Raw genomic sequence first — 15,773 nt, forward strand, 5'->3', positions numbered from 1 at the left:
GGCTCCCAATCCAGTCGGGCTTCCGGGGTCTTCGCGGCCGAGATGCGAAGATTTTCGGATGAGTGAACGGCGTCCGCCCTGGCGGGTCGGGGTCATGGGCGGCACGTTCGACCCGATCCACCACGGCCACCTCGTCGCGGCCAGCGAGGTCGCCAGCCTCTTCGCGCTCGACGAGGTCGTCTTCGTCCCCACCGGCAACCCGTGGCAGAAGGACGACGCCAAGGTCAGCCCGGCCGAGGACCGCTACCTGATGACGGTGATCGCCACCGCGTCGAACCCGCGGTTCTCGGTCAGCCGGGTCGACGTCGACCGCCCCGGCCCGACCTACACGATCGACACGCTGCGTGATCTCCGGCGCCTGCGCGGGGCCGACGTCGAGCTGTTCTTCATCACCGGGGCGGACGCGCTGTCGGCGATCCTCTCCTGGAAGGACGTCGACGAGCTCTTCGATCTGGCCCACTTCATCGGCGTGACGCGGCCCGGCTACACCCTCTCGGACGAGCACCTCCCGCAGGACGCGGTAACGCTCGTCGACGTGCCCGCGATGGCGATCTCGTCGAGCGGCTGCCGTGACCGGGTTCGGGCGGGTTTGCCGGTTTGGTACCTGGTGCCCGACGGGGTGGTCCAGTACATCGAGAAACGGCGGCTGTACCGCCCGTAGTGGCTTCTGTCGTCTCTGGACGGATGTTTCGCCGATAGCGGCCGACGGGCATTGAGGGCCTGAGCTTCTTCAGCAACTCATCTGTCCAGAAGGGGGCAGTGTCGAAATGAGGAACGCAGGCCGCGCGGTGATGGCGATCACCGTCACGTTGGTTTTAGTCATCTGTTTGGGGATCTTCTTCGTACTGGCGAACGCCAACCAGACGAACATGATCGTGGACTTCGTGACCGACATCGGCCGGTGGCTGACCACGCCGTTCCAGAACCTGTTCTGGATGGATAACCGCGACCAGGCGGTTCTCGTCAACTGGGGCATCGCGGCGGTCGTCTACCTGTTCGTTGGTTCGGCGCTGGCCCGGCTGGCGCGACGCGGCTGAGCTTCCGCCGAAGGGCGCCCGGGTTTCCCCGGGCGCCCTTTTATTTTTCGACGTTTGTTACCTCGTGGGCTACGTTTCTGCTGCTGTTTCGATGCCGAGCAGCCTCACGCCGACGATCCGCGCCGGGACGTGAGACGCTTGATCAGGAATTGTCAGTTACAGGAAGGGGCCGCCGTGGCCGTCTCCGACCGCGCGAACGAGCTGGCGCTCGCCGCCGCCCAAGCCGCCTCCGACAAACTCGCTACCGACATCGTCGTTCTCGACGTCAGCGAGCAGCTCGTCATCACCGACGCGTTCGTCATCGCGTCGGCGCCGAACGAGCGTCAAGTGTCGGCGATCGTCGACGCGGTGGAGGAGCGGCTGCTGGGGCTGGGAGCCAAGCCGGTACGCCGCGAGGGCGAGCGGGAAGGCCGTTGGGTACTGCTCGACTTCGTCGACATCGTCGTCCACGTCCAGCACGCCGAGGAGCGGTCGTTCTACTCCCTCGAGCGGCTCTGGAAGGACTGCCCGGTCATTCCGTTCGTGGACGCCGCGCTGGCCGACACCGGTAACCAGCAGTGACCGCACGCCGGGTCCTGATCTGGCGACACGGACGAACCGAATGGAACGCCGCCGGCCGGATCCAGGGCCAGACCGACGTCCCGCTCGACGACACCGGGGTGCAGCAGGCGCTCCAGGCCGCGCCGTACCTGGCGGCCGAGGCGCCGGACGCGATCGTCAGCAGTGACCTGAAGCGGGCGTTCCGGACGGCCGAGGCGCTGGCCGCGCTCACCGGGCTCCCGATCGGCGTCGATCCGCGGCTGCGTGAGACCGGGTTCGGCCCCTGGCAGGGGCTCTCGCACGCCGAGCTCGCCGAGCGGTGGCCGGCCGAGTACGCCGAGTGGAAGCGCGGCGAGACGCCGGAGGTGCCGGGCATCGAGCGTCCGGCCGAGGTCGTGGCCCGGATGCGGAACGCGCTGGCCGATGCGCTCGGCGCGGTCGACGGCACGCTCGTCGTCGTCTGCCACGGTGGTGCGGCTCGTCGTGCGGTGCAGGCGTTGACCGGCTGGAGCGACGAGGTGGCCGCGCAGCTCGCGGCGCTGGGCAACTGCCGGTGGACGGAGCTGCGGCTCTCGTCGACGCGGGGCTGGCGTCTGCACGCGCACAACGTCGGTCCGCTGACCGGTGCCGCCTCCAACGACGAGCCGTCGACCGCCGCCGATGCCGAGCCGGCCGCCGACGACGAGCTGATCAAGGCCTCCGAACGGGGCTAGTGTTCGTGCATGGCACCGCACGTCGCCGTCGTCACGGACTCCACGTCCGACATCCCGCGTGACCTGGTGGCCCGGTACGACCTGACCGTCGTGCCGACGTTCGTCACGATCGGCGCGACGACCGGTCGGGAAGGCGTCGACATCAGCTCGGCCGACGTCGCGGCGGCGTTGGAGCAAGGGCGTGGCCCGGTGACGACGTCCCGGGCCACGCCGCATTCGTTGAGTGCGGCGTATTCGGCGGCGTTCTCGCGGGGCTACTCGTCGGTGGTTTCGATCCATTTGTCGGCCGGGCTGTCGGGGACGTACGAGGCGGCCGTGCTGGCGGCCGCGACGGCGCCGGGGCCGGTGACCGTGGTGGACTCGCGGTCGATCGCGATGGGGCTCGGGGCGGCGGTGCTCGAGGCGGCGGGCGTCGCGCAGGCGGGCGGATCGGCGTCCCAGGTGGCGGCGGCGGCCGTCGCCGCGGTGGAGCGCAGCACGGTGCTGTTCTACGTGGACACGTTGGAGCACCTGCGTCGGGGCGGGCGGATCAGCGCGGCGGCCGCATTGATCGGCACGACGCTGTCGGTGAAGCCGATCCTGCGTGTGGAGGACGGGCAGATCGTCGTGGCGGAACGGGTGCGGACGTCGGCCCGGGCGCTGGCGAAGCTCGAAGCGCTGGCGGTCACCGCCGCGGGAACCGACGGTGCCGACCTGGTGGTGCAGCACCTGGCCGCGCCGGAGCGGGCGGAGGCGCTGCGGACGCGGTTGTTCGAGCGGGTGCCCCGGCTGGGACGGGTGCTGGTGGGCGAGGTGGGGCCGACGGTCGGAACCCACGTGGGGCCCGGCCTGGTCGGCGTGGCGGTGACCCGCGACAAGTAACACACCCGGCATGGCGTGGGCGGCTGTCCACAGCGGGCCGGGTTCTGCACAGCGTGGGTATTCGTGCTGCTCGGAGGCGGGCGGGCGCGCCTACGGTCGGCCGATATGGGGAGCCAAGAGGTCGCACGGAACGCTTCGATCGCGCGGTCGCGCGTCGGGGCGCTGTTCGACGACCCGGCGCCGCCGCCGGCCGAGGTGCTCGACTCGGCGGGCGGGTGGCGGCGGTGGATGCCGGAGAGCGTGCGGAGCGCGGCGTTCGGGCCGGGGCGGCGTGGGGTGTGGACGCTCGCGGTGGTGGCGATCGTCGTCGCGCTGGTGGCCGGCATCGTGGCCTGGCGGGCCCGGCCGGCTACGGAGCCGGTCGACACGGCCCGGATCGTGGATGCGCCGCCGCCGTCGTCCTCGGCGGCGCCGTCGGCGACGGTCGTGGCCGCGGTCTCCGGGCGGGTGCGGCGGCCTGGTCTGGTGCGGTTGCCGCCCGGTGCCCGGGTCGCGGACGCACTGGCCGCGGCCGGCGGTGCGTTGCCCGGCACCGATCTCAGCGCGCTGAACCTGGCCCGCAAGGTGCTCGACGGTGAGTTGATCGCGGTCGGGGTGCCCGGTGCCGCTCCTGGTGCGCCCGCCGCCGGTGAGCCCGGCTCGCCGCTCGATCTGAACGCCGCCACCGTCGACCAGTTCGACGCGCTGCCCGGTGTGGGCCCGGTGCTCGCCGAGCGGATCGTCGCCTACCGCACCGAGCACGGCGGGTTCCGCTCGGTCGATCAACTGCGCGAGGTCGACGGCATCGGCGACAGCCGGTTCGAGAAGCTCCGTTCCCTGGTGCGGGTGTGAGCGCCGGTGCGGTGGCGCGGGCGCCGCTGGATCTGCGCCTGGCCGGGGTGGCGCTGGGGGCGTGGGCGGCGGCGTGGTGGTGTCTCGGGAACGGGCCGGGCGCGGCCGCGGTCGTGGCCGGTGGTGCGGCCGTGGTCGCGGCCGTGGCGGCCACGGGCACCGGCCGGTCCCCGGTCGCATTGGGGTTGGTGGGGGTGGCGTTGGGCGTGGGCATGGGGGCCGCGGCGGCGGCGCCGCGGTTGGCGGAGCGGGACACCGGGGCGCTGGCCCGGGCGGTGGAGCGCCCCGGCTCGGTCGAGCTGCGCCTGGTCGTGCGCGACGACCCGCGCCCGGCGGCGTCGCGGCGCGGCGGTGCGCCGCTCTGGGTGGTCGCGGCGTCGCCCGAGGAGGTCACCGTCGACGGGGTCCGGCGCGCCACCTCCGGCCGGGTTCTCGTGCTCGGCGAGCACCCCGGCTGGGCCGGGCACCTGCCCGGCCAACACGTCACCGTCGACCGCGGACGCCTGCTCGCTCCGCAACGCCGCGACCTGACCGCGGCGGTGCTGCGCACCCCCGCCCGGCCCCGGCCCCTCGGCACCCCACCCTGGCTGCAGCGGGCGGCCGGCTCGCTGCGAACCGGCCTGCAAGAAGCCTGCGCGTCGCTCCCCGGCAAACCCGGCGGTCTCCTCCCGGGCCTGGTGGTCGGCGACACCTCGAAGCTGGACCCCGGTGTCGACGACGCGTTCCAGCAGACCGGCATGACGCACCTCACCGCGGTCAGCGGCGCGAACCTCGCCATCCTGGCCGGTCTGGTGCTCGCCGCTCTGCGTGGTGTCCGGGCCGGCCCCGGCTGGTCCGCCGTGCTGGCCGCCCTCGCCATCGCCGGCTTCGTGATCCTGGCCCGGCCGTCACCGAGCGTGGTCCGCGCGGCGGCGATGTGCGGGCTCGGGCTGCTCGCGCTCGCGCTGGGTCGTCCCCGCGCGGCCGTCCCCGCGCTGTGCGTCTCGGTCGTGCTGCTCGTGCTGCTCGATCCGGCGCTGGCCGCCGCACCGGGCTTCGCGCTCTCGGTCGCGGCCACCGCGGGGCTGCTGCTCGTCGCACCGGCCTGGTCCGAGGCGCTGCAGCGTCGGGGTGTGCCCGCCCTGGCCGCCGACGCCCTCGCGGTCCCCGCCGCGGCGCAGGCCGCCTGCGCGCCGTTGATCGCGGCCTTCACCGGCACGGTCAGCCTCACCGCGATCCCCGCGAACCTGCTCGCGGCGCCGGCCGTCGCACCGGCCACCGTTCTCGGTCTGCTCGCCGCGGTCACGGCGCCGGTGGTGATGCCGCTCGCCACCGCGCTGGCCTGGCTCGGGCAGTGGCCGGCGTGGTGGCTGGTCGAGGTGGCCGAGCGGGGCGCGCGCGTCCCCGACGGCCTGCTGCCCTGGCCCGGCGGCGCCGCCGGTGGCTGGCTGCTCGCGGCGCTCCTGGTCACCGCCGCCTTCGCCGCCCGGTGGCGCCTGCCCCGCCGGTTGATCGCGGTCGTCTGCGCCGCGGTGGTCGTGGCCGTGCTGCCGATCCGGGTGGCGGCACCGGGCTGGCCACCGCCGGGCTGGGTGGTGGTCGGGTGCGACGTCGGCCAAGGCGACGCGGTCGTGCTCCGGGCCGGCACCGCGTCCGCGGTCGTCGTCGACGCCGGCCCCGACCCGGCGCCGGTCGACGCGTGCCTGCGGCGGTTGGGCGTCGACCACGTCCCGATCCTGTTCCTCAGCCACCTGCACCTGGACCACATCGGCGGCCTCGACGGCGTACTCCGCGGCCGCAGCGTCGGTGCGATCGCGCTCGGGCCGTTCCGGGAACCGCCCGAGGGCGCGGCCGCGGTGCACCGCGAGGCGCGTCGGCACGGCGTGCGCGTCGTGTCGGTGACGGCCGGTGGGCGGCTGACCGCGGGCGCGGTCGGCATCCGCGTGCTGGGGCCCCAGCGCGTGCTGCGTGGCACCCGGTCGGACCCGAACAACAACAGCCTGATCCTGCGCGCCGACGTCCGCTCGGTCTCCGTCCTGCTGCCGGGCGACGCCGAACACGACGCCGAACGGACGGTGCTCGCGGCCGGTGAGCCGCTGCGGGTGGACGTGCTCAAGGTGCCGCACCACGGCTCGGCCTGGTCGGATCCAGCGTTCCTGGACGCCGCGCACGCCCGCGTGGCGCTGGTGGAGGTCGGTGCCGGCAACGACTACGGGCATCCGGCCCCGGCCGTCCTCGCACACCTGGCCCGCCAGGGCGCCCGGGTGTTGCGTACCGATCTGGGGGGAGATCTGGCCGTGGTCGCGCTCGCCGACGGCACGCTCTCCACCACGGTTCGTGGCCGTCGGGGGTGACATATGGTGCACAGCACAAGCGCGGGACCGCACCGTTCCGCGCACCGTGCAACGATGTTCGTCATGCCTGGCTCGGCTGCCCCCTCCCCACTCGCGCCGCTGCACCTCGTCCTCGGGGACGAGAGCTTCCTCGCCGGACGCGTGGTCGCCGACGTGGTCTCCGCCGCCCGCGCGGCCGACCCGGAGTGCGACGTCCGCGAACTCGACCTCACCCAGCTGACGCCCGGCGCGCTGCCCGAGCTGTTCAGCCCGTCGCTGTTCGCCGAAGCGCGGGTGCTCATCGCCCGCGACGCCCACACCGCGGGGAAGGATCTCGCGGCCGCGCTGCTCCAGCACGCCGTCGCGCTCGCGAAGGACCCGAGCAGCGGCATCGTGCTCGTCGTCACCCACCTCGGTCAGGCGCGGGGCAAGGCGCTGAGCGACGGGCTGAAGAAGGCCGGCGCGCAGACCACCACCGTCGCCAAGATCACCAAGCAGCGCGAGAAGGTCGGCTTCGTCCGGGACGAGATCCGCCGGGCCGGTGGGAAGGCCAGCGAGGAAGTCGCGTCGCTGATCATCGACGCCGTCGGCTCCGACCTGCGTGAACTCGCGTCGGTGTGTAGCCAGCTGGTGGCCGACACCGGAGGGCGCGTCGACCTCGAGGCGGTGCGCCAGTACCACCGCGGGCGCGCGGACGTGAGCGGCTACACCGTCGCCGACGCCGCGATGATCGGGGACACCGCCGGTGCGCTGGAGGCGCTGCGCTGGGCGCTGGCCATCGGCGTCGACCCGGTGCCGATCGCGGACGCGCTCGCGGACGGCGTGCGCAGCGTGGCGCGGGTGGCCGGCGCGCGGGGGAGCGGCTACCAACTGGCGAGCACGCTGGGGATGCCGCCGTGGAAGGTCGAGCGGGCGCAGCGCCAGGGCCGCGGTTGGTCGCCGTCCGGGCTCGCCACCGCCGCCCGCGCGGCCGCCACCGCCAACGCCGACGTCAAGGGCGGCGCCGACGATCGCAACTACGCGCTGGAGCGGGCGGTGCTCGCAATCGTCTCGGCCCGGGAAGTCCGGTGACGGGCCGCTTACTCCACGCGCTCCGAGCAGCCCCGAGACCGGATCAGCAGCGTCCGCTGTACGCGCGGATCCTCCGACTGCGTCATGTCGAGCCGGGCAAGGTGCTGTGCGCGCTGTTCTTCGAAGGCTCGATCGTGCTCGCGATGTTGCTGGCTTTCGCCGACCTGGTGAGCTGGTGGGGCGTGCTGGCGACACCGGCCGTGGTGGCGGCGATGGTGAAGCTGAACGATGTGGTGGCCGGGCGGTTGCCGGATCCGCATGCGGCGCGGAGGCCGAGGGCGCGCTCGGAGGCGTCGGGGTACGAGGGTTCGTCGTCCGAGGCACTTCGGGGCCGGCGAGGGGCGGCCGGGGAGTTGGGTTCGGGGGGTGCGAGGCCGGCGGCGGAGTTCGGAGGGCCGGAGTTCGCGGCCGGGGTGTCGGATGTCGTGGTGTCGGGGATCGTTCGGGTCGGTCCGGAGGATTCCGACACAACGGTGCCGCTGCCACCGCTGCCTGCCGGTGATCCAGAGGCTGATCCAGAGGGGCGCTGACCTCTCGCGAGGCTGATCTGTGGCGGCGCTGCCCGGCGGTGTCGCTTTGTGCGGGTGCCGCGGGGTGTCGCTTTGTGCGGGTGCCGCGGGGTGTCGCTTTGTGCGGGTGTCGCGGGGTGTCGCTTTGTGCGGGTGTCGCGGGGTGTCGCTTTGTGCGGGTGTCGCGGGGTGTCGCTTTGTGCGGGTGCCGCCGGGTGCCGCGCGGTGCCGATTCGCGCGGTGCTGTGCTGCCTCGCGCAGCAGCCTGGTGGCGCCTCCGCGCGCTGCCTCGCGCTGTGTGGAGCTGCCTGGTGTCGCCTCCGCGCGCCGCCTCGCGCTGTGTGGGCTGCTTGGTGCCACATACGCGCGCCGCGCCATCCCCGTGGGTGCCGCCTCGCGTCTAGGCGTTATCTGACGCTCCGCCGAAGCGGTCCCTCTTTGGCCTTGTCCTTCGCGGGCTGCCCCGGGGGCCGCGCTTCCTCCGCCTCGTGGCTCTTGGTGCCGCTCGAAGCGGTTCCCTCACCCCTCGCGGAGCTCCCTGGGGTGGCGTTCTTGTGTCGTTCTGCGCCATTTGGCACCGCTCGGAGCGGGCGGGCGCTCCGGCCAGGGAGCTGGGCGCGCGTCCAGTTCGAGCGGGCTGGGCGGTGGCCTCGTAGTGCATTGCCTCGAGATGGGCGCGAAACGACGAAGGCACCGGCCCCCGAGGGGTCGGTGCCTTCCGTGCACGCAGGCTCAGAGAGCGGCGGCGCGCTTCGCCATGGCCGACTTCTTGTTGGCGGCCTGGTTGGCGTGGATGACGCCCTTGCTGGTCGCCTTGTCGAGCGCACGGGACGCGTTGCGGAGCTCGGTGAGAGCCACCTCACGGTCGCCGGCGTCGGCGGCGGTGCGGAACTTCCGGATCGCCGTCTTGAGCGACGACTTGACGGCCTTGTTCCGCAGGCGCGCCTTCTCGTTGGTCTTGATGCGCTTGATCTGGGACTTGATGTTCGCCACGCGTAAGCCTCGGGTCTGGTCGTGTTTTGCTGGCAGGTTCCGGCGATGGCGGGATGCTCTCGTGCGAAACACTCTCGTCGAGCAGCGCACATCGCGCGCCCACCGCGCGAATAACCAGGCTACCAGCTAGGCCACGATGCGTTCAAAACGCCCGCCACTCCCTCGCGACCCCCGCCGACATCCCCGCAGGCTAGCGGGGCAGCATGCCGGCCCCGCGGTCCTCCTCGGGCAACCCACAGCTGCGCCCGGCCGCGCCGGCGACATCCCGAGTCTGCCTACAGCACTCGCAGCCCGGCAGCACTCGCAGCCCTGAAGTGCCCGCAGCCCCGTGGCGCCCGCACCCCGCAGTCCCGTGGCGCCCGCACCCCGCAGTCCCGTGGCGCCCGCACCCCGCAGTCCCGTGGCGCCCGCACCCCGCAGTCCCGTGGCGCCCTGGCGCCGCAAGAGGACGCCTATGCTTTCCGCAGTTTGCGTCCGCTGCGTCCGCTGCGTTGTCGATAGCGCCTTAGTTCCACCGGGGACGCCGGCAGCCCTGCCGACAGTCCCCGTGGCGCCGCCCGAAGTTCCCACCACCCGGCCCCCAGCCTCATGGCTCTGCCGCAGTAGTTACGGCTCTGCCCGATGCATCACGGCTCTGGCCTAGAGGTCCTGCGACTCGCCGCCTCTCTCGTCGCCCCAGTCACACCCTCCGCCCACGGCCCGGGCACCCCACCAACGAGCTCCTCGTACCCACGAGGCTCGAGCCATGAATCGGGGTCATTCGGGCCGGAATGAGCCCGATTCTTCGCCCAGGAGCCCTGCCGCCGCGCGCGACCGACGTCGGCGGAAGCCGCCGAACCCGCACCACTCCGGGCGCGGGAGACGGCTATTCGAGGCGCGTGGGAGAATCAGAAGGGACGCCGACCACGAACCGGCGCTAGCGGTGCGCCGGGCCAGCTTCAACCAGCCCCGCACCACCCAACGCCTTCAGAGAAGAGAGGGACACCCGCGTGCCCCCGACGCCGCGCCCGGGATCCACCGACCCGAGCCTGATCCGCAACTTCTGCATCATCGCGCACATCGACCACGGCAAGTCGACCCTGGCCGACCGCATGCTGCAGAAGACCGGCGTGGTCAACGAGCGGCAGATGCGCGCCCAGTACCTCGACCGGATGGACATCGAGCGCGAGCGCGGCATCACGATCAAGTCGCAGGCCGTCCGCCTGCCGTGGGAGGTCGACAACACCACCCACATCCTCAACATGATCGACACCCCGGGCCACGTCGACTTCACCTACGAGGTCTCCCGGTCCCTCGCGGCCTGCGAAGGCGCGGTGCTCCTCGTCGACGCGGCGCAGGGCATCGAGGCGCAGACGCTCGCGAACCTCTACCTCGCGCTCGAGAACGACCTGCACGTCATTCCGGTGCTGAACAAGATCGACCTGCCGGCCGCGCAGCCGGAGAAGTACGCCGAGGAGCTCGCGAAGCTCATCGGCTGCGAGCCCGAGGACTGCCTCCGGGTCTCCGGCAAGACCGGTGACGGTGTCGAGCACCTGCTCGACGAGATCGTCCGCCAGTTCCCGGCCCCCACCGGCAACGCGGACGGCCCGGCGCGCGCCATGATCTTCGACTCGGTGTACGACACCTACCGCGGCGTCGTCACCTACGTCCGGGTCGTCGACGGGCAGCTCAACGCCCGTGAGCGCATCAAGATGATGTCCACCGCGGCCACCCACGAACTGCTGGAGCTCGGCGTCATCTCGCCGGAGCCGGTGTCGTCCGACGCGCTCGGCGTCGGCGAGGTGGGTTACCTGATCACCGGTGTGAAGGACGTCCGGCAGTCGAAGGTCGGTGACACGGTCACCAACAACGCGAAGCCGGCGCAGCAGAGCCTCCCCGGGTACGCCGAGGCCAAGCCGATGGTGTTCTCCGGCCTCTACCCGATCGACGGTTCGGATTACCCGATCCTCCGTGAGGCGCTCGACAAGCTCCAGCTCAACGACGCAGCGCTCGCGTACGAGCCGGAAACCTCGGCCGCGCTCGGCTTCGGTTTCCGCGTCGGGTTCCTCGGCCTGCTGCACCTGGAGATCATCCGCGAGCGGCTCGAGCGCGAATTCGGTCTGGACCTGATCGCGACCGCGCCGAACGTCGTCTATCGCGTGGTGATGGAGGACAAGACCGAGCACGTCGTGACGAACCCCAGCGAATTCCCGCATGGGAAGATCGACGAGGTGTTCGAGCCGATCGTGCGGGCGACGGTGCTCGCTCCGAGCGACTTCATCGGCGCGATCATGGAACTGTGCCAATCCCGGCGCGGCACGCTCATGGGCATGGACTACCTGTCTGAAGACCGCGTCGAGCTGCGCTACACGCTGCCGCTGGCCGAGATCATCTTCGACTTCTTCGACCAGCTGAAGTCCCGCACCAAGGGCTACGCGAGCCTCGACTACGAGCCGATCGGCGAGCAGGCCGCCGCGCTCGTCAAGGTCGACATCCTGCTCCAGGGCGAGCAGGTCGACGCGTTCAGCGCGATCGTGCACAAGGACAAGGCCTACAACTACGGCACGACGATGGCCCAGAAGCTCCGCGAGCTCATCCCGCGGCAGCAGTTCGAGGTGCCGATCCAGGCCGCGATCGGTGCCCGGGTGATCGCGCGCGAGAACATCCGCGCGATCCGCAAGGACGTTCTCGCCAAGTGCTACGGCGGTGACATCTCCCGGAAGCGCAAGCTGCTCGAGAAGCAGAAAGAGGGCAAGAAGCGCATGAAGATGGTGGGCCGCGTCGAGGTGCCCCAGGAGGCCTTCATCGCCGCGCTCTCCACCGGCGACGCCAAGGAGTCCGGCGGCAAGAAGAGCTGACGCCGTACGAGCGCTGCCGGCGCCGTGCCTCGCGCGGAACCGGCAGCGCTCCATCGGTCTCAGGCCTCGACCGGCGGGCGACGCAGCAGCGACCAGGCCGGCGCCGCGCTGGCGGCCACCGCCAGCACCAGGCAGATCGCGATGGACACCCCCAGCGGGACCCACGGAATGGACGGGGTCGCCTCGCCGACGACCCGGGACAGCGCGCTCGTCAGACCCAGCAGGCTGAGCACGGTCGCGGCGATCGCCAGCCCGCTCCCGACCAGGACCACCAGGGCCGCTTCGGCGACCACCACCCGTAGCCCCTGCCGGGGAGTCGCGCCGGACAGCCGCAGCAGCGCCAGCTCCCGACGTCGATCGAACGTCGCCATCAGCAGCGTGTTGACGATCGCCAGCCCGGTGTAGAGCAACGCGACGCCGAGCAACGCGATCAGCGCGAGCTGGTTGCCCTCGTCGGCTTCGGCGCTGCGCATGTCCGCGTACGCGGTGCGGTCGATGGCCAGCCCGCCGAGCGGCGCCACCGCCGAGCGGACCGCGTCGGGTGAGCCGCCACGCACGTACACCGCGTCCGCGAGCGCCGAGGGGTCGTGCTCCCGGACGGTCTCGATCGGCAGCAGCACGCTCGAGGACTGGACCGACGCCACGATGGCCGCCACCCGCAGTTTCGCCGTCACGCCGTCGGCGAACGTCACCCGTACCGTGTCGCCCACGTCCAGCCCGGAGACCTCCGAGGCCGTGATCGTGCCCGGCCGCAGGTCGGACAACGAGCCCTTGACGACGGCGACGTCCAGCGTGCGGCGCAACGACGCCGGGTCGACGCCCAGCGCCGAGCCGCTCAGGTCGTGCCCCTCGTACACGCCGTCGGAGTTCTTCGGGACGACCTCCCACACGGTCGTCGCGAGCGACGCCGACACGGTGGCGTCGGGCGCGGCGGCGCGGATCGCGGCCGGGACGTCGGCGTTCAGCCCGGGCCCGTCACCGGGCACCACGATCACGTCCGCGGTGAGCCGCGCCCGCAGGTCGGCGTCGGTCGCGTCGGCGAGCGTCGCGATCGACCCGATCATCGACCCCGCGATGCCGACCGTCACCAGCACCGGCGCGGCCGTCGACGCGACCCGGCGCACCGCGGTGAGCGCACCCTGGCGCACCAGCAGCGGGCCGGCACCGCGCGCCGACGCGAGCGGTGCGGTCACCACCCGGATGACCGGCGGGATCACCACCGGCGCCAGCAGCGCGAACGCCACCACGAACAGCTCACCGACGAAGACCGTGAGCGCGATCGCCTCTTCACCGCCGGCGGCCGAGGCCGCGACGATCGACGCGATCGCGCCGGCCAGGAACAGCACGCCGAAGATCCACCGGCCGACGGTCATCGTCCGGCGTTCCACCGTGGCGTCGCGGAGCGCCTCGATCGCCGGGACGCGACCGGCCCGACGGGCGGCGGCCCAGGAGCCGATCATCGAGACGACCAACCCGACGCCGAAACCGATCGTGAGCGGCCAGAACCGCGCGCGTGGCGCGAACGCCTCCGGCACCAGGTCGGCGTTCTGCAACAACACGGCATAGAGCGAGGAGAGCGGGACGCCGAGCAGCGACCCGACCGCCGCGGCCAGCCCGCCGACGGCCAGCGCCTCGACGTGGACCGAGCGGCGGACCTGCCGCGGCTGCGCCCCGACCAGGCGGAGCAGGGCGAACTCCCGGCGCCGCTGCGACACCGCGAACGCGAACGTCGAACCGACCACGAAGATCGCGACGAAGCCCGCCAGCCCGGCCGAGATACCGAGCAGGGCGGTGGCGTCGTCGAGCTGCTGACGCCCCGGATCGGGCTCGGCGAACCAGCGGTCGCCACCGGTGCGGACCGTGGTGCCCGGCCCGGCGGCGCGACGAACGGCCACCGCGACCGCGTCGACATCGGCCGAATCGGTGAGGACGCCGACGGCGCGAACCGTCCCCCACCGAGCCGCAGCGCCGTCGGAGACGTACACGGCCGGTCCGGCGACCAGACCGGACACCCGCAGACGGTGGTCGCCGTCGGCCAGGCGCGCGGTGACCGTACCGCCGGGCGCGACCCCCGCCTCACGCCCGAGCACCACCTCACCCTCGCCGGGTGCCGACCCGGACACCAGGCGCACCCCGGCCAGCCTGCTGCTGGCCCAGCCCCGACCCTCCTGGACGCCGACGCCCTCGACCCGGACGGTGAACGCACGGTCGGCGACCGCGGCCGTCACGCCCCGGACGGACGCGAGCCGCTTCTCGACGCCGGGCGGAGGCGGCGGGGGAGACGAGACGATCGAGCCGTCGTCCTGCATGGTGCCCTGCACGACGATCGGCGCCTCGGGGTAGAGCGTGAGCGCGGTCGACAACCCGTCGCGCGCACCTACGCCGGCGAGCAGCTCGGCGGCACCGCTGATCAGCGCCGCACCGAGCGCGACCGCGACGATCGTGCCGAGCAGCCCCGTCCAGCGGGCCTTCAAAGTCGTCAGGGTGAACATCAGGCTTCCAGGTGGGCGAGTCGGGCAGCGACAGCATCGGGGGTGGGGCCGACAATTTCGCCGACGAGGCGGCCGTCGGCGAGGAAAACCACCCGATCGGCATAGGAGGCAGCCACCGGATCGTGGGTCACCATGACCACCGTCTGGCGCTCCGAGTCCACGAGCCCACGCAGGAGCGCGAGCACTTCGCGTGACGTGGTGCTGTCCAGCGCGCCGGTGGGTTCGTCGGCGAACAGCACGGCCGGACGGGTGATCAGCGCGCGGGCGATCGCGACGCGCTGCTGCTGCCCACCCGACAGCTCGGTGGGCCGGTGGCGGGCGCGGTCGGCGAGCCCGACCGCGGCCAGCGCGTTCCGCACCTCGCTGCCGGACGGCCGGCGCTTGGCCAGCCGCAGCGGCAGCTCGACGTTCTGCGCCGCGGTCAGCGACGGCAGCAGGTTGAACGCCTGGAACACGAAGCCGATCCGGTCGCGTCGCAGCAGGGTCCGCTGCACCTCGTTGAGTTTGTGCACCTGGACACCGGCGACCTCGATCGCGCCCTCGGTAGGGGAGTCGAGGCCGGCCGCGCACTGCAGCAGCGTCGACTTGCCGGAGCCGGACGGGCCCATCACCGCGGTGAACGAGCCGGTAGGGAACGCGAGCGAGACGCCGTCGAGCGCGGTGACGTGCTGACTGCGTGATCGATAGACCTTCCGGACGCCGTGCAGGGCGGCGGCGACGCCGGTGTTCGTGTCGGTGGCGAGCATGCCTCCAGCGAACCGTCCGGGACGCCACGGGTCACGGCGGGAGAATGGTGTCCTCGCGGTAGAGCCAGGTCTACTTCGGGCGGTCGGAGAATTGTCGTAGGGGTGCCCTAGGTTGCTGGGCATGGCACTCGACCTCATCGCGCTGCTGCCCGAGCCGTGGCAGGCCGTTCTCACGCCGTTCCTCGATCGCGACCGGGTCGCGGAACTCGGGCGGTTCGTCGAGCGGGAGTACGCGGAACAGACCGTCTACCCGCCGGTCGACGACCTGTTCGCGGCGTACCGGCTGTGTGCTCCCGACGACGTCCGGGTGCTGCTCCTCGGGCAGGACCCGTACCACGGCCCGAACCAGGCGCACGGGCTCTGTTTCAGCGTCCGTGCGGGCAACCGGGTTCCGCCGTCGCTGCGCAACGTCTTCAAAGAGATGGCTGCGGACGTCGGCGCCGAGATGCCGAAGAGCGGTGAGCTGACCGCCTGGGGGCAGCAGGGCATCTTGCTGCTCAACTCGGTGCTCACGGTGCGGGGCGGCAAGCCCGGCTCGCACGCGAACAAGGGGTGGGAGGAGTTCACCGACGCCACGATCCGGGCCGTGAACACGCTCGATCACCGCGTGGTGTACCTGCTCTGGGGGAGCTATGCCCGGAAGAAGGCCGCGTTGGTCACGAATCCGGAGCACGTCGTGCTCGAGGCGGGGCACCCGAGCCCGATGAATCCCCGCGGGTTCCTCGGTAGCCGGCCGTTCAGCGCCACCAACAAGGCGCTCACCGACGCCGGGCTTCCGGAGATCACCTGGGAGCTCACCGCCTGAAGCAGGCTCGACCTCGAGGAGTAGGT

The 15,773-nt window shown here is 72.4% G+C and carries 14 protein-coding genes; 11 read left to right on the top strand and 3 right to left on the bottom strand.

The genetic code is table 11. The annotated features are described in order from the left end of the window. Positions 1-58: 58 nt before the first annotated feature. From nadD to ABD437_RS34180, 9 genes are all read left to right on the top strand, one after another. Positions 59-661 (top strand): nicotinate-nucleotide adenylyltransferase, encoded by a 603-nt coding sequence (nadD, locus tag ABD437_RS34140; RefSeq protein WP_344653102.1) that lies wholly within the window; start codon positions 59-61, stop codon positions 659-661. Between the two features lie 130 nt (positions 662-791). Continuing rightward, on the top strand, positions 792-1,037 hold the full coding sequence (locus ABD437_RS34145) for a hypothetical protein (RefSeq protein WP_035849281.1): 246 nt from the start codon (positions 792-794) through the stop codon (positions 1,035-1,037). A gap of 174 nt (positions 1,038-1,211) precedes the next feature. Then, positions 1,212-1,598 carry a ribosome silencing factor gene (rsfS, locus tag ABD437_RS34150; protein ID WP_344653103.1) on the top strand — a complete coding sequence of 129 codons (387 nt, stop codon included), beginning with the start codon at positions 1,212-1,214 and terminating at the stop codon, positions 1,596-1,598. After that, on the top strand, positions 1,595-2,290 hold the full coding sequence (locus tag ABD437_RS34155; RefSeq protein ID WP_344653104.1) for a histidine phosphatase family protein: 696 nt from the start codon (positions 1,595-1,597) through the stop codon (positions 2,288-2,290). Before rsfS ends, ABD437_RS34155 begins: the two co-directional genes overlap by 4 nt. 9 nt (positions 2,291-2,299) lie before the next feature. Next, positions 2,300-3,151 carry a DegV family protein gene (locus tag ABD437_RS34160; RefSeq protein ID WP_344653105.1) on the top strand — a complete coding sequence of 284 codons (852 nt, stop codon included), beginning with the start codon at positions 2,300-2,302 and terminating at the stop codon, positions 3,149-3,151. A 105-nt stretch (positions 3,152-3,256) separates the two neighbouring features. After that, positions 3,257-3,982 carry a ComEA family DNA-binding protein gene (locus ABD437_RS34165; protein WP_344653106.1) on the top strand — a complete coding sequence of 242 codons (726 nt, stop codon included), beginning with the start codon at positions 3,257-3,259 and terminating at the stop codon, positions 3,980-3,982. Then, a complete protein-coding gene (locus tag ABD437_RS34170) occupies positions 3,979-6,315 on the top strand; it encodes a ComEC/Rec2 family competence protein (protein ID WP_344653107.1) in 2,337 nt (778 codons plus the stop codon). Before ABD437_RS34165 ends, ABD437_RS34170 begins: the two co-directional genes overlap by 4 nt. Positions 6,316-6,378: 63 nt before the next feature. Next, entirely contained in the window at positions 6,379-7,365 is a 987-nt protein-coding gene (gene holA, locus ABD437_RS34175; protein WP_344653164.1) for a DNA polymerase III subunit delta, read from the top strand. A 101-nt stretch (positions 7,366-7,466) separates the two neighbouring features. After that, positions 7,467-7,895 carry a hypothetical protein gene (locus ABD437_RS34180; RefSeq protein WP_344653108.1) on the top strand — a complete coding sequence of 143 codons (429 nt, stop codon included), beginning with the start codon at positions 7,467-7,469 and terminating at the stop codon, positions 7,893-7,895. Positions 7,896-8,606: 711 nt separating this feature from the next. Here the strand turns inward: ABD437_RS34180 and rpsT are convergent. Next, positions 8,607-8,867 (bottom strand): 30S ribosomal protein S20, encoded by a 261-nt coding sequence (gene rpsT, locus ABD437_RS34185; RefSeq protein ID WP_035849289.1) that lies wholly within the window; start codon positions 8,865-8,867, stop codon positions 8,607-8,609. A gap of 989 nt (positions 8,868-9,856) precedes the next feature. Here rpsT and lepA point away from each other — a divergent pair. Beyond that, a complete protein-coding gene (gene lepA, locus ABD437_RS34190; RefSeq protein ID WP_344653109.1) occupies positions 9,857-11,704 on the top strand; it encodes a translation elongation factor 4 in 1,848 nt (615 codons plus the stop codon). A 59-nt stretch (positions 11,705-11,763) separates the two neighbouring features. On the opposite strand, the gene ABD437_RS34195 is transcribed toward lepA, so the two are convergent. Then, positions 11,764-14,196, bottom strand: a complete 2,433-nt coding sequence (locus ABD437_RS34195) for an FtsX-like permease family protein (protein WP_344653110.1) — start codon at positions 14,194-14,196, stop codon at positions 11,764-11,766. Next, positions 14,196-14,942 (bottom strand): ABC transporter ATP-binding protein, encoded by a 747-nt coding sequence (locus tag ABD437_RS34200; RefSeq protein WP_344653111.1) that lies wholly within the window; start codon positions 14,940-14,942, stop codon positions 14,196-14,198. Before ABD437_RS34200 ends, ABD437_RS34195 begins: the two co-directional genes overlap by 1 nt. A gap of 121 nt (positions 14,943-15,063) precedes the next feature. Here ABD437_RS34200 and ung point away from each other — a divergent pair, with 121 nt between their 5' ends. Beyond that, positions 15,064-15,747: a uracil-DNA glycosylase gene (gene ung / locus ABD437_RS34205; RefSeq protein WP_344653112.1), complete on the top strand. Its 684-nt coding sequence runs from the start codon at positions 15,064-15,066 to the stop codon at positions 15,745-15,747. The last annotated feature ends 26 nt before the right edge of the window (positions 15,748-15,773 follow it).

Origin of the sequence: Cryptosporangium japonicum (genome assembly GCF_039524755.1) — a bacterium.
Lineage (GTDB): Bacteria > Actinomycetota > Actinomycetes > Mycobacteriales > Cryptosporangiaceae > Cryptosporangium > Cryptosporangium japonicum.

What these genes read in the sequence shown, in the direction of transcription:
- nadD (WP_344653102.1), top strand. Translation starts at nt 59, where the DNA reads ATGAGTGAACGGCGTCCGCCCTGGCGGGTCGGGGTCATGGGCGGCACG.
- ABD437_RS34145 (WP_035849281.1), top strand. Translation starts at nt 792, where the DNA reads ATGGCGATCACCGTCACGTTGGTTTTAGTCATCTGTTTGGGGATCTTC.
- ABD437_RS34160 (WP_344653105.1), top strand. Translation starts at nt 2,300, where the DNA reads ATGGCACCGCACGTCGCCGTCGTCACGGACTCCACGTCCGACATCCCG.
- ABD437_RS34165 (WP_344653106.1), top strand. Translation starts at nt 3,257, where the DNA reads ATGGGGAGCCAAGAGGTCGCACGGAACGCTTCGATCGCGCGGTCGCGC.
- holA (WP_344653164.1), top strand. Translation starts at nt 6,379, where the DNA reads ATGCCTGGCTCGGCTGCCCCCTCCCCACTCGCGCCGCTGCACCTCGTC.
- ABD437_RS34195 (WP_344653110.1), bottom strand. Translation starts at nt 14,196, where the DNA reads ATGTTCACCCTGACGACTTTGAAGGCCCGCTGGACGGGGCTGCTCGGC.
- ABD437_RS34200 (WP_344653111.1), bottom strand. Translation starts at nt 14,942, where the DNA reads ATGCTCGCCACCGACACGAACACCGGCGTCGCCGCCGCCCTGCACGGC.
- ung (WP_344653112.1), top strand. Translation starts at nt 15,064, where the DNA reads ATGGCACTCGACCTCATCGCGCTGCTGCCCGAGCCGTGGCAGGCCGTT.